At 59.8% G+C, this 13,265-nt stretch carries 9 protein-coding genes; 6 read left to right on the forward strand and 3 right to left on the reverse strand.

What is annotated here, in order from left to right; all coding sequences use genetic code 11:
* Nucleotides 1-116: 116 nt before the first annotated feature.
* The gene (locus R3E82_14390) at nt 117-3,548 is read right to left on the reverse strand and encodes a response regulator (GenBank protein MEZ5552082.1); all 3,432 of its coding nucleotides are present in this window, start codon (nt 3,546-3,548) and stop codon (nt 117-119) included.
* Nucleotides 3,549-3,590: 42 nt separating this feature from the next.
* Here R3E82_14390 and R3E82_14395 point away from each other — a divergent pair, with 42 nt between their 5' ends.
* Nucleotides 3,591-6,281: an ATP-binding protein gene (locus R3E82_14395; protein ID MEZ5552083.1), complete on the forward strand. Its 2,691-nt coding sequence runs from the start codon at nt 3,591-3,593 to the stop codon at nt 6,279-6,281.
* Here the strand turns inward: R3E82_14395 and R3E82_14400 are convergent.
* Nucleotides 6,235-6,495 carry a hypothetical protein gene (locus R3E82_14400; GenBank protein MEZ5552084.1) on the reverse strand — a complete coding sequence of 87 codons (261 nt, stop codon included), beginning with the start codon at nt 6,493-6,495 and terminating at the stop codon, nt 6,235-6,237. The two genes, R3E82_14395 and R3E82_14400, sit on opposite strands and share 47 nt — an antisense overlap.
* Nucleotides 6,496-6,599: 104 nt before the next feature.
* On the opposite strand from R3E82_14400, the gene R3E82_14405 reads away from it, so the two are divergent.
* Nucleotides 6,600-8,033 (forward strand): APC family permease, encoded by a 1,434-nt coding sequence (locus R3E82_14405; protein MEZ5552085.1) that lies wholly within the window; start codon nt 6,600-6,602, stop codon nt 8,031-8,033.
* Here the strand turns inward: R3E82_14405 and R3E82_14410 are convergent.
* Nucleotides 8,015-9,094 carry a PA0069 family radical SAM protein gene (locus tag R3E82_14410; protein MEZ5552086.1) on the reverse strand — a complete coding sequence of 360 codons (1,080 nt, stop codon included), beginning with the start codon at nt 9,092-9,094 and terminating at the stop codon, nt 8,015-8,017. The two genes, R3E82_14405 and R3E82_14410, sit on opposite strands and share 19 nt — an antisense overlap.
* 274 nt (nt 9,095-9,368) lie before the next feature.
* On the opposite strand from R3E82_14410, the gene R3E82_14415 reads away from it, so the two are divergent.
* From R3E82_14415 to R3E82_14430, 4 genes are all read left to right on the forward strand, one after another.
* Entirely contained in the window at nt 9,369-10,160 is a 792-nt protein-coding gene (locus R3E82_14415) for a RimK/LysX family protein (GenBank protein MEZ5552087.1), read from the forward strand.
* A gap of 235 nt (nt 10,161-10,395) precedes the next feature.
* The gene (locus tag R3E82_14420; GenBank protein ID MEZ5552088.1) at nt 10,396-11,931 is read left to right on the forward strand and encodes an inactive transglutaminase family protein; all 1,536 of its coding nucleotides are present in this window, start codon (nt 10,396-10,398) and stop codon (nt 11,929-11,931) included.
* Nucleotides 11,928-12,917, forward strand: coding sequence for an alpha-L-glutamate ligase-like protein (locus R3E82_14425; protein ID MEZ5552089.1), 990 nt, complete (start codon nt 11,928-11,930; stop codon nt 12,915-12,917). The genes R3E82_14420 and R3E82_14425 overlap by 4 nt, the downstream gene beginning before the upstream one ends.
* Nucleotides 12,914-13,216: a putative quinol monooxygenase gene (locus tag R3E82_14430; protein MEZ5552090.1), complete on the forward strand. Its 303-nt coding sequence runs from the start codon at nt 12,914-12,916 to the stop codon at nt 13,214-13,216. The genes R3E82_14425 and R3E82_14430 overlap by 4 nt, the downstream gene beginning before the upstream one ends.
* Nucleotides 13,217-13,265: the final 49 nt, after the last annotated feature.

Below are 13,265 nucleotides of genomic sequence, written 5' to 3' on the forward strand. Positions count from 1 at the left end.
CCTTCCTTCTGTCGGCCTGGAAAACCAGTAGAGGGCGATCATATCCCAAATGAGGATTGTGCAAGGACAGGGCGGGTGGAACCGGGCTGTGCATCCGCCGGCAAGAATCAATATTGTCAGGCAGATCGAGCGCCGGTCGCCTTACCCCAGCGTTCCAGGATCCCCCTCAACTGGTCCGCTTTCACGGGTTTGGAAAGGTAGTCGTCCATACCTGCGGCACGGCAGTTCTGCTCATCCCGTTCCATGGCATTGGCGGTCATGGCTATGATCGGGGTATGCGCGCCGTCGAGGATCTCGAGCTGGCGGATCTGGCGCGTCGCTTCGATGCCATCCACCTCCGGCATCTGACAATCCATGAAAATGATCTCGTAGGGGAACTGTTCCCACATGTTGACCGCTTCCTCGCCGTTGGCGGCCACATCAACCCGACAGCCGAGCTTCTCCAGCATGCGCACGGCAACCTTCTGGTTGATCACATTGTCTTCGGCCAGCAGAACTCGACGTCGATGGCCCTGGGAGGCAATCTCCATGCGCCTGCCTGCAGCCTTCGGCTTGCGGGCATCATCCGGGCGGGAAACCAGATCATCCAGGAGAGTCACCAGCGTTCCGGGCAACACCGGCTTGATGATTCTTGCATCGATAACCCCCGCTCTGATCTCACCACTGCGCGCATCCGCCGCGACACAAGCCACGATCCTGAGATCCGGATCCTGCTGCTTCCAGCCGGCGATCGCCTCGAGATGGTCATCGATCAGAAATTTCTGATCGAGCAGCACGAACCGATATTCGCCGTAGCTGAGCAATCGGTCGGCCTGGGACAGATCTCTGACCGCTTCCACGGTCAGCCCGGCTTCGCGAAGCGCCGACTGGTAGATGCGCCGCCCCACATCGCTTTCGATCACCAGCAGCAGGCGCTGACCCGCCAGACTCGCCGGCACAACAATTGCCTCTTCGCTGTAGGTCGGCAGATTGAGGGTAAACCAGAACTCGGACCCTTCTCCTTCGACACTGCTGAAGCCGATTTCGCCACCCATCAACTCGACCAGTCTGCGACTGATGGCCAGGCCGAGTCCGGTGCCGCCGTGCTTTCGTGTGGTAGACGCGTCTGCCTGGGTAAAGGAGTCAAACAACCGGGACTGGGCGCGCTCTGCAATTCCACAACCCGTGTCCTTGACCGACACTTTCAGTCTCGCGAACGTGCGCTGCTGCAATCCTGAACCTTGAAGATCTGCCTGTTCATCGGTCACACGCACCACCACGGAACCTTCCTGCGTGAACTTGACCGCATTGCCTATCAGATTCATGAGCACCTGGCGTACGCGCCCGAGATCACCCAGCAGATTACCCGGCACATCCCGCGCAAAATCGATATACAGCTCAATCTGCCGTTTGTTGGCCGACAGCAGATCCATGACTTCGCGGATCGTCACCCTGAGATCGAACGGCATGGTTTCGAACTGCAGCTTGCCGGATTCGACTTTCGAGAAATCGAGAATGTCGTTGATGATTGTGAGCAAGGCTTCTCCGGAGGCGTGGATAACCTCCGCGGTTTCGCGCTGCTCTTCGTTCAGCTGCATATCCATCAGCAGCTGAGTCATACCCAGCACGCCGTTCATCGGCGTTCGTATTTCGTGACTCATCGTGGCCAGAAATTCGCCCTTGGCAAGCGTGGCTGCCTGAGCTCTGGCGACTGCCTGGTGCAGCTCATCTTCGGCACGCTTACGCTGGGATATGTCCCTGAATACCACGATGAACCGTTCGTCAGATCCCGTGTCCAGGCGGGTGACTGAAAACTCCACAGGAAACAGATCGCCTTCACCCCGCGCAGCAACACACTCGCGCAGCTGTCGATCCGCAAGCGCATCCCAACCGGTCTGGCCAATGGTAAGCCGCTCAGCAAAAGGCCGGGAGATCAGCACGTCCCGACTGACCTGCAGCATGACTTCACAGGCGGGATTGATGGCGCAGACTTCGCCCGCCTCGTTGAGCGTGACAATGCCGTCCGTGATGTTGTCGAGCACCGCACCCAGACGGGAGACTGTATCCTTCAACAGAATCTCCGCGACCTTACGACGGGTGATATCGGAGACGAATCCGGTGATCCGTCGTGTTTCCCGCGTTTCCCCCTTCGCGCTGTGGCCTCGCACCTGCATCCACCGGTACACGCCTGAGTTGTTGCGGAAGCGGAACTCCGTATCGAATTCCTGCCCTTCGCTCAGGCAGCTCTGCACCGCCATTCTGACCGTCGACAGATCCTCCTCGTGTACCCGGGAGCTCGCCCACTCGATGGGAGGCAACTGGATTCCACTGTCTTCATCTTCCAGTTCCAGCCAGCCACGCAATCTTTCGGAGAGATAAAGCTCCTCCGATTCGATATCGTAATCGAACACGCCGTCGTTAGATCCCTGCACGGCCAGTTTGAGCCGCTCTTCACTGGCTCTGAGTGCCTCTTCCTGGGCGTGCTTCTCCGTGACGTCGTTACCCAGCACAAGCAGCCAGGCGCGTTTATGCTGTATCACCGGGATCGCGGTGAACTCGAATGGATACACTGTGCCGTCTTTGCGGGTGTGGGTGTAACGATGGGTAAGCTCGCCGCCGGTTGCCAGATAACCCGCCAGCTCAGAGAGATAGGCTTCGTCCTGCAGCTCCCGTGCGATTTCCGGCACCTGCATGCCGGTCAGCTCTTCCTTCGTGTAACCCAGATTTTTCTGGGCAGATCGATTAGCAAGGTGCAGTCGCAGATCGTCCGCATCGATGATGTATACCTCGTTGCGACTGCCCTGGATGGCCTGACTCATCAGCTTCAGCTGATCATCAAGCCTCTCCCCTTCGGCAAGCGAGGTCTCGAGGAGCTCTGCGAGGGCGCCGATTTCATCGTCACGAAGCTTGGGAATCGGCACCACGTTGCCCTGCCTGCGTTTCTCCACGGCATCCTTGATGGCGTCGATCGGACGCAATACCTGTGTGCGCACGATCAGTGATGCGCCCAGCGCGAACAGGAGCACGCCAACCAGCGTTGTGAGCAGACTCGCCCGCAGCGTTTCATGCATTTTGTCCACGATCAGAGTGCCATCGAGCGTGACAAGCAACTGGCTGTCTGAACCAAGACCAGGGCCTGAGGCAGGCAACACCAGGGTCTGCAGCGAAGGCCCATCCAGCCACCAGGCGTGACGTCCTTCAATCAGCGGGTTCAATTCCGCAATGTCCGTCCACAGGGCACCGGACCAGTCGGGCGGCACACTCGCGATTACCCGGGATCCCTGTGCATTCAGCAGTGCAAGTCGGGCGATACCGACACCGCCCTCGTTGTGTCCTGCCAGGACCTCGAGAGCTTCCTCGGGGCTCGCGGCAACCAGCAGAGACTCGAAGGTCGTCGTCAGAATCCCGGCACGATCCTGCAGTTCCCGTGTCAGATTTTTTTCCTGCTGAGCACCCTGCACCAGCAGCACCAGCGCCGCAAAGACGATGCCGAACCCGAGAATGGGTTTCGCAATCCGGAAAAAGAGGTGTTCGCGCCGCTTCAACCTGCTGTCAACACTGGCTGGCATTGATTAAGCATAGTCACTGGAACCGCAACTACACTGAAACTGATGAAGCGGTTCTTCACTCTTTTGCTGTTCGGCTGTACCGGCATTGCGGCCGTGCACGCAGAGCCATTGCCTGCCCGCGAAGTGGTCACGGAAATCGGGCGGGATTTTGCCCCCCCCATGGATATCACGCACAGCTGGTCTGTCGCCAAGGCGGACTCCGGCAGTCGTGCACTGCCGGACAACCGGCTGTCATTTTCCACATCGAGCAGCGCGGAGCTGCCCGGGGAAATCGTCTGGCTGAAAACACAGCTGGTGAATGACTCGGAGCGGATCGTCAGTCGGGTTCTGGAGCTGGACAATCCACTGCTCGCTGAGGCAGAGCTGATCCTCGTCCGCAGCAATGAGCCTGTATTGCGGATGCGCAGCGGGCTCCTCAATCCCGTTTCGGAAAAATCCCTCAATCAGCCGCAACCTGCATTCGCGTTCAGCCTCGAGCCTGGCAGCACCGCTGTCCTCTATCTGTATCTGCACACCAGAGAGAAGACCATTCCGGCAATCCGGCTCTGGAATCCTTCCGCATTCTACGAATCCCAGATGCGGCGCACGCTGATTGAAGCGCTGGTGTTCAGCGCGATATTCATTATGGGCCTGTACAACCTCCTCTTCTGGGTCATCGCCCGGGAGAGGGTGTACCTGAGTCTGGCGATACTCCTCGGCAACCTGCTGCTCCTGCTGCTCATCATGAAAGGATGGGCTGCCAGCTACCTCTGGCCGGAACATCCGTCAATGAACGGCCTGCTGCTGGGTCCGGTGCTCGCATTCGCTCTGATGTCGCTGAGCTCCTTCTGCCAGAAACTGCTGGATATGAACGGCCGGGGGGTGGTTGGCGTCGGCGCTCGAATCACCGCCGCCTTCAACCTGATCATGGCAGCCATTCTGATCGGGAATCCTTCCATCCCCATGATCAATCTGCTGCTGGCGGTGAATGTGCCCATGCTCCTGATACCGCTTGCACGGGCCTTCCAGCTCTGGCGCAGACACAATGCCGATGGTCTGCACTTTCTCGTCGCGGTCTCGCCGGTATTCGGCGTTCTCACCTTCACTCTGATGAACCAGCTGTTCGGCATTGGGGTGGAACGGATCGTCATTCAATCCCTCCTGCTCATCTCCTTCGCTATGCTGGCCATGGGGCTGGCCATGGTGCTGGCGCTGCGCATACGTCGTATCAACAGCGAGAGGGACGCTGCCTATGAGGAGATTCTGTCCGCTGAACGCCAGGTGCACGCTTCTGAAGTGAAGGCCGAAGCCGCTACCCGCGAAAACGCTGCAAAGAGCGCCTTCCTGGCCACCATGAGCCATGAAATCCGCACACCGATGAACGGCATTCTCGGAATGGCAGATCTGCTGATGCATACATCCCTCGATCAGCAGCAGGCTTACTACCTCGCCACCCTGACCCGCTCGGGCCACGCGCTGATGGACATACTCAACGATGTGCTGGACTACTCGAAAGTGGAAGCCGGCAAGCTCGAACTCGAACGCATCGACACCAATCTGATAGAGCTGCTCGATGACCTCATCGTGCTGTTCCGCGAACCGGTAACCCGCAAGGGGCTGGACTGTCATCTCTACCTGCATCCGGAGGTCCCGGAATGGATCTGCACAGACCCCACCCGACTCAAGCAGGTGCTCAACAATCTGCTCAGCAACGCCGTGAAGTTCACTGAAGAAGGTGAGATCAGTCTGAGGGTGAAGCTGCTGCGTCCCGGCCGCCTCTCCTTTGTGATCTCAGACGAGGGTGTCGGCATGGATCCGCAAACTCAGGCCCGTCTTTTCGACCGTTTCTCCCAGGCTGATTCATCGATCAGTCGAAGGTACGGGGGTACCGGCCTGGGGCTGGCAATCTGCAGATACCTGGTGGAACTGTTTGGTGGCCACATTGACGTCAAGAGCCAGCCGGGGGCGGGTTCGGCTTTCGGTTTTGAGATCGACTTTCAGGATTGCCGCTTCAGTACCCAGTATCCGGAAATCCAGACACTGTGCCTTCTCTCACACGACGATCGACTCGCAGAGTCCATCGGGCTGCTGGCCGCCCGCTGGCAGAAGCCTTTTCTGCATCTGCGTGGCTTCAATGACGAGACTACTCTGCGGCTGGAGGCACTCACTGACAGGGATGTGATTCTTGCGGACGATCGGGTAGATCACCCGGTCAGAGCGAGCGTGGTCAACCTGGACGGCGAAGATCTCATCCAGCCATTCTCCATCGGCGAACTCTCTGCGGCGATCGGCGAACGGCTGGATGCCGGGCATGAAGATCCCTCGCCAGCGGAGCGCCCGCTGGCGAACATGGATGTCCTCGTGGCAGAAGACAATCCCACCAATCGGCTGGTGGTCGGGAAGATCCTCAGTAACTGGGGTGCCAACGTCCGTTTCGCCGAAAACGGCCTCGAAGCCAGCGACCTCTACTCTACCGATCACCGGGAAGTGGACCTGGTGCTGATGGACTGCGAGATGCCGGAAATGGACGGCTACCGGGCAACCGAACGCATCCGCCGGATGGAAGCGGAGGGCAACCTGAAGTCGACGCCCATCATCGCCCTGACCGCCCATGTGCTTCCTGAGTTCCGTCAGCGTGCCGCCGCTGTCGGCATGTCGGACTACGTCACCAAACCCGTCGACCGTCAGGTGCTGCTGGCCGCAATCCTCAAGCAGACAGGACCTCGTCCAGAATCGGCTCCCGGTTTATCGTGACCTGAAGCCGCCGCCCGCTCGCCCAGTAGCGGGCTTCAATATAGTGGTGCTCCTCCCACTCCAGTTCCACATTCGTCCACACATACTGCGGCTCCTGGGGTCCGGGTGCGCGCTCCTTGCGAAGGCAGTTGTCCAGATAAAGCTGCAGGGTGCCACCATCGGTGAGCCGCACGAAGAAATGTTTGTGTCGATGCTGAAAATCAAACTGCTGCATGACGCGGCCCTCTGAACAGCTGTGCGGAAGTAGCGGGGGGATAGTATGCGAATCAAACCACACGCACACTCGTGTATCCTCGAAAAAAAACCGGCAGCCACTGCATGACCCACCCCTCTGAAGAGCACTCGAGTTCAGGCAAAGCCCAGGCTCGCTTCAATAAAGTACTGCGCACCCGCGATGTGCTCACCCTCGCTTTCGGTGCGATGATCGGCTGGAGCTGGGTGCTCATGACGGGTTTGTGGGTGGAGCAGGCGGGTTCACTCGGCACCCTGTTTGCCTTCCTCGGTGGTGGTCTTGCCATTGCTCTGATCGGGCTGACCTACAGCGAACTGGTATCCGCAATGCCCCGCGCCGGCGGTGAGCACGTATACACACACCGCGGACTCGGTATCGGTGCGTCCTTCTGCTGCACCTGGGCCCTGCTGCTCGCCTACGTGAATGTCTGCCTCTTCGAAGCAGTCGCACTGCCTACCGCGGTCGAATACCTCGCGCCTGGTATCCGTATCGGCACTCTGTGGAATGTCTTCGGCTCGGATGTCGACATCGGCTTCGTCCTGATCGGCGCGGGAACCTCCGTGCTGATCACCATCATCAATGTGCTGGGTATCAAACCTGCTGCCCGATTTCAGAACTTCGCCCTGATCCTCATCCTCATCGCCGGCATACTTCTGATCACCGGCGCGATCGGCAGCGGCAGTCTCGAAAACGCGCAGCCCTGGATCGCCACCCCCGCCACCGGCATTCTCAGTGTCCTTATCATGGTGCCCGCGCTTCTGGTGGGTTTCGATGTGATCCCTCAGTCCGCCGAAGAGATCAACCTGCCACCCAGGCGGATCGGCATGCTGCTGGTGATTTCGGTTTTCCTCGCGGTCGCCTGGTACGGGGTTATCTCCCTCGCCGTCGCCATGGCGATGCCTCCGGGTGCGCTGGCGGGCAGCAGTATGGCCTCGGGAGACGCAGCCTCCCTGTTGTGGGGTAATCCGATTGCCGGATCTCTGGTGGTGCTCGGCGGTGTTGCCGGGATTCTCACCAGCTGGAATGCCTTTGTGATCGGCGGCAGCCGGCTGCTGTACGCACTCGCCGGGTCCGGTCTGGTACCCGCCGCCTTTGCCCGACTGCATCCGAAATATCACACACCCTATGTGGGCATCATCGCCATCGGTGTGCTGTCGTGTCTGTCTCCCCTCTTCGGCCGGACGGTGCTGGTGTGGCTCATCGACGCTGGTGGATTCGCGACCATCATTGCCTATCTGTTCGTGCCACTCGCATTCCTGGCCTTACGCCGCCGGGAACCGGAACTCCCGAGACCTTTCCGGGTGAGTCATCCGCGCCTGGTCGGCTATGGGGGCCTGCTGCTCGCACTGGCGCTGATCACCGCTTACCTGCCGGGCAGCCCCTCTGCGCTCATCTGGCCCTATGAGTGGATGACGATCACAATCTGGTCCCTGCTGGGCATCGCCCTCTTCATCCGCTATCGGCTGCGAACAAGGAGCCCTTCGGACTCCGGTGGCGCAGGTCAGAACAGACTGGCCTGATAACCGGGGTGTGAAAACAGATCACTGCGCAGAGCCGCATCGAAGCCACCTGCATCGATACCCTGTTTGCGCAAGGCGTGGCGGAAACGGTTCTGCAGCAGCTGTGCGATCTCTCCCCGTCCGGTCATCCGTGTGCCCCAGGCGGCGTCATAGAGCCGGCCGCCCCGGGTCTGGCGGACGGCGTTCAGGACACGGGTTTTCTTGAGCGGATAGTGGGTATCGAGCCATTCCTCGAATAGAGGCGCTACTTCCAGCGGCAGCCGCAGGAGTATGTAGCCGAACCTGCGGGCGCCGGCGGCAACGCCTGCGGCGATGATCGCCTCCATTTCCGCATCGTTAATGAAGGGTATGACCGGTGCGACCATCACACCGGCAGGCACACCCGCCTCGGAGAGTGCCCGCACGGTCCGCAACCTGGCCGCGGGAGATGCAGTGCGTGGCTCGAGTTTCACTTTCAGATCATTGCTGAGCGTAGTCACGCTGAGATGCACCTGGACCAGATGCATTCGAGCCATCTCTTCGAGCAGATCCAGATCCCGAAGAATCAGCTGACTCTTGGTCACGATCGTCAGCGGGTGACGCCATTCCAGCAGCAGCTCAAGTATTTCCCGGGTAACCCGCAGCTGCTTTTCGGCAGGCTGGTAGGGATCCGTATTAGTGCCCAGAGCGATCGGCTGCACCTGATACCCGGGGTGAGACAGCTCTGCCTGCAGGCGCTCCCGTACCCCGGTCTTGTAGAAAATGCGGGTTTCGAAATCGAGACCGGGCGACAGATCCAGGTAGGCGTGGGTCGGGCGGGCGAAACAGTAAACGCAGCCGTGCTCACAGCCTTTGAAAGGGTTGATCGAGCGATCAAAGGGTATGTCCGGCGAGCGGTTGCGGGTGATCAGACGCACCGTGCGATCCGCCAGCAGCCGGGTTTCGAGCGCGCAGCCAGCGTCCACAATTTCGTCTACCGCCCAGCCATTGTCCGCCCTCTCATCGTCCAGCCATTCGCTGCGGGTCGGCAGATAGCGGCTGCCCTCATTACTGAGGGCACCGCGACCCCTGCGGATCTGCAACGGCGCTTTTTCGGGGACATCTGAGGCGGACTCCCAACCAGGGAACTCACTGCTCTGATCTGACACTGCGGCGGTCTCGGTTACACTGTGGTTTCAGCCCGGGGCCAAGGATAGCATGCATAACTGTATATACGTACAGTATCTGCATACCGCGAGATCGCGAGCCGGCGTTGCCGGTATCGCAGCGCCTATTGTGTGCAGAAAGAGAAAGCATAGACTACGCCGCCTGCCAGTTGCCCTGGAAAGCGTGGCGTTGACTGCCTTTCGGAAATTCATGAACCATCGGATCCCCGTGCTTGTCTTCGGTAGCCTCAGCTTCCTTCTCGGCAGCGGGTGCGCCTACAGCCCGGGTGCGGAAGCGAATCAGGCCCAGCTGCAGAGGCTCGCCAGCATCGAAGCGCAGATCGCCGTGCTCGGCAGTGCGGTCGAAGCCTCCCAGGACAATCTCTCCACCCTTGAGGCCACCCAGTTGAACTCCGCCCAGGCACTCGGCGACAGTCTCGATCAGCTGTCACTGGATCTCGAACTGCTGCCGACTGCGGTGGCCGAACTGTGCCGACCACCCGAACCGAAACCAGCGCCGGCATCTGCAACCTGCGAACCGGGTGAGCCGCTGCGTACCGTGATCATGAACTCAGACAAACTGATGCTCGGAGAGCTGGAGAATGTCTGGCTGGATCCGCCGGGGGCTTCTCTGGTGGCCCGGCTCGACACGGGGGCGACGTCGAGCTCGCTGCACGCACAGAATCTCACCAAGTTCGAACGGGATGGCGAAGAATGGGTGCGTTTCGAGCTGCAGGTCGAGAAGCAGCCCATCGAAGTTGAACGACGTGTTCTGCGCCACGTTCTGGTCATCCAGCAGGCGGATCCTGAGGGTTCCCGCAGACCGGTGGTACAGCTGAGAATCCGCATCGGCAATCTGGATGAAACGGTCGACTTCACACTCGCCGACCGCTCTCATCTGGAGAACGAAGTGATTCTCGGCAGGAACTTTCTGAGCGATGTCGCACTGGTTGACGTTGGCCAGCGGTTCATTCAGCCTGTTTACGAGCCGGACGACGAGTAACCGACGAGCCTGAAACAGGAAAGACAGGACTGAGATAAAAAAACAGGGCTGAGATAAAAAGACAGGGCTGAGATAACAAGACAGGACTGAGATAAAAAGACAGAGCTGAGATAACAAGACAGGCCTGAAATATAGACAGGCAAGATACAAAAAGTCGGGGGACAACAACGATCAGCCGCCGGCTTCCTTCGATAACATCAATGCCATTGTGGGGGGTGTGCATGATGCACCGTGATTGCGTGACGCCTGGTATTCGGTCAGAGGCTGCGGCGTGACGCAACGCGGACCCTTTCTGTTTCTCGTCGGACTGCTGCTGCTTGCCGGCGCCGGTACGGCCACCTTCCGCCATCAGTCCTATGGCATACCGCTGCTGCCCGGAGAGCAGCAGACTGTGTGGCAGGTCGAGGCGCGGGTCGAATTCAATGCACGCGGTACCGAAACCCAGGCGCTGCTGACGCTGCCTCCCGAGCAGTCGGGCTACCGCATCATCGCGGAAAACAGCGCAGCCCCGGGCTTCGGTTTCAATGTGGAACAGGATACCGAACAGCGCCGTGCACACTGGACCAAGCGCGCGGCCCGCGGCCCGCAGACACTGTTCTTCGGGCTCGAAGTGGTTGCGGACCCCGGTCACAGGGTGACAGACATCCCGCCGGCGTATGAGCCTTCGATACGCTGGGATGAGCCCTATCGGACCGCCGCGCGGCAGCTGATCGACTCCCTGATGCCGATCACGGCGGATGCGCATTCCATGACCGTGCAACTGATCCGCGCACTGCACCGCAATCCGCCGGATCAGAGTGTGAGCCTGCTCAGAGATCGCTATGCAGACCCGGAGCTGCTGGCCAATCTCCTGAAAACTGCGGCAATTCCGGCGCGCACCGTGCAAGTACTGCAGCTCGAAGATGGCCGCCGTCGCCAGGATCTGGCGACATACGTGCAGGTCTGGCAGGGGGACTCCTGGCGTCTCTACAGCCCCCGCGATGGAGCAGTCACCCAGACCGACAACCTGCTGCTGTGGCAGACGGCGACGCCCACGATACTCGAGGTCATCGGCGGCACCAACTCCAGGGTGAGCTACTCGATGATCAGCCAGAGTCGGTCCATGCTCGAACTTGCCCAGGAAGTCGATGCTCCCGGATTCGGCTTTTCACTTTACAGCCTGCCCATTGCCGAACAGGGCATGTTCAAGATGATCATGCTGCTGCCCGTGGGCGCACTGGTTGTGGTGTTCATGCGTGTACTCATTGGTCTGAAGACCTCTGGCACTTTCATGCCGGTGCTCATCGCGCTGGCTTTTCTTCAGACAGAACTGCTGCTCGGCGTGACCAGCTTTCTGCTGGTCGTGGCCATCGGTCTGATGATCCGATCCTATCTCTCGGCACTGAACCTCCTGCTGGTGGCGCGCATCGCCACCCTGGTGGTGCTCGTGATCGGCATGATTTCGATTTTCAGCGTGGTGAGTTTCCAGCTCGGCCTCATCGGCGGTCTTTCCTTCACCTTTTTCCCGATGATCATTCTCGCCTGGACCATCGAGCGGATGTCCATCACCTGGGAAGAGCAGGGCCCGAAGGAAGTGCTGGTTCAGGGTGGCGGCAGCATGCTGGTCGCCATCCTTGCCTTTCTGTGTATGGACCAGGGTCTGGTCCGGCACCTTGCCTTCAATTTCCCGGAACTGCACCTCTGTGTGCTGGCGTTTGTCATGATCCTGGGGCGCTACACCGGATACCGGCTGACCGAGCTGTTCCGTTTCGCGACTTTCAAGAAATCGTGAAGTTCAATCTGATATCTCCACTGGAACTGCGCCGCCTCGGTATTCTCGGCATGAACCGCCGTAACGTCGCCTACATTGCGCGCTACAACCCGAGATCCAGGTTCCCACTGGTGGACGACAAGGTGAAGACCAAACTTGTGGCAGAGAAGATGGGACTCACCGCACCAAAGCTCCTGCACGTGATCAGCACCCAGCATGAAGTCGAAGACATAGACCGGGTACTCTCCACGCTCAAGCAGTTCGTCGTGAAACCGGCACAGGGTTCCGGCGGCAAGGGCATTCTGGTGATCCGCGGACGCTCTGAGGCAGGATTCGTGAAGGCCAGCGGCGATACGATCAGTCTCGAGGGCATCAAACGCCACGTCACCAATATCATCAGCGGCCTGCACTCCCTCGGCGGCCGACCCGACGAAGTGATCATCGAGACACTGATCGAAGTCTCACCGATATTCGAAGACTTCAGCTTCGAAGGTGTGCCGGACATCCGCCTCATCGTGTTCAAGGGTTTTCCGGTGATGGGGATGCTGCGTCTGGCCACCCACAAGTCGGACGGCAAGGCCAACCTGCACCAGGGCGCTGTCGGTGTCGGTCTCGACATCGGCAGCGGACGGGCGATTGCCGCTGTCCAGTCCAACCAGCTGGTCACTGTTCATCCGGACACCGGCGCTGAACTGGTGCGGGTAAAGGTACCCAACTGGCGCCAGCTGCTGGTTCTCGCCGCGAGCTGTCATGAAGCTACCGGGCTCGGCTATCTCGGGTGCGACATCGTCATCGACCAGGAACACGGTCCGATGCTGCTCGAACTCAACGCAAGACCCGGACTGAGTATTCAGATCGCCAACAACGAAGGCCTGCTGCCACGACTGCGGCGCATCGAAGCGCTGGACTCACCCTACATGGCGGTGGAGGATCGGGTGGACAACTCGATGGAATGGTTCAGTCGAGAGCCCGTGCTGCAGCAGCAGCTTTTTGAGGAGCCCGCATGATCGTCGTGAATGTGATCATAGATTCAACCGAGAGAGACATCGCCGCGCTGAAACAGGCTATCGCTGCGATAGAGGCAGCGTCCCGCGCCGAGTCCGGGTGCGAAGACTATACCTTCAGCGTGGAGCTGAATGACTCGACCCGCCTGCGCATCACCGAGCGCTGGCGGGATGTCCAGGCATTGAAGGACCATTTTGGAACCGAGCACATGGCCACCTTCAACGCGGCCATCGCCAGCCATCCACCGAGAAGTCTGGTCGTGAAGTGCTACGAAGCGCGGGAGATTCCCCTTCCGAGGTAGAGACTGCGACAGGGAGGCGTCACGACCAGCCGGTTGCCGCTCCAGGGCG

It is taken from the genome of Pseudomonadales bacterium (assembly GCA_041395945.1).
GTDB lineage: Bacteria > Pseudomonadota > Gammaproteobacteria > Pseudomonadales > Azotimanducaceae > SZUA-309.

What these genes read in the sequence shown, in the direction of transcription:
- R3E82_14430 (MEZ5552090.1), top strand. Translation starts at nt 12,914, where the DNA reads ATGATCGTCGTGAATGTGATCATAGATTCAACCGAGAGAGACATCGCC.
- R3E82_14390 (MEZ5552082.1), bottom strand. Translation starts at nt 3,548, where the DNA reads ATGCCAGCCAGTGTTGACAGCAGGTTGAAGCGGCGCGAACACCTCTTT.
- R3E82_14395 (MEZ5552083.1), top strand. Translation starts at nt 3,591, where the DNA reads ATGAAGCGGTTCTTCACTCTTTTGCTGTTCGGCTGTACCGGCATTGCG.
- R3E82_14400 (MEZ5552084.1), bottom strand. Translation starts at nt 6,495, where the DNA reads ATGCAGCAGTTTGATTTTCAGCATCGACACAAACATTTCTTCGTGCGG.
- R3E82_14405 (MEZ5552085.1), top strand. Translation starts at nt 6,600, where the DNA reads ATGACCCACCCCTCTGAAGAGCACTCGAGTTCAGGCAAAGCCCAGGCT.
- R3E82_14415 (MEZ5552087.1), top strand. Translation starts at nt 9,369, where the DNA reads ATGAACCATCGGATCCCCGTGCTTGTCTTCGGTAGCCTCAGCTTCCTT.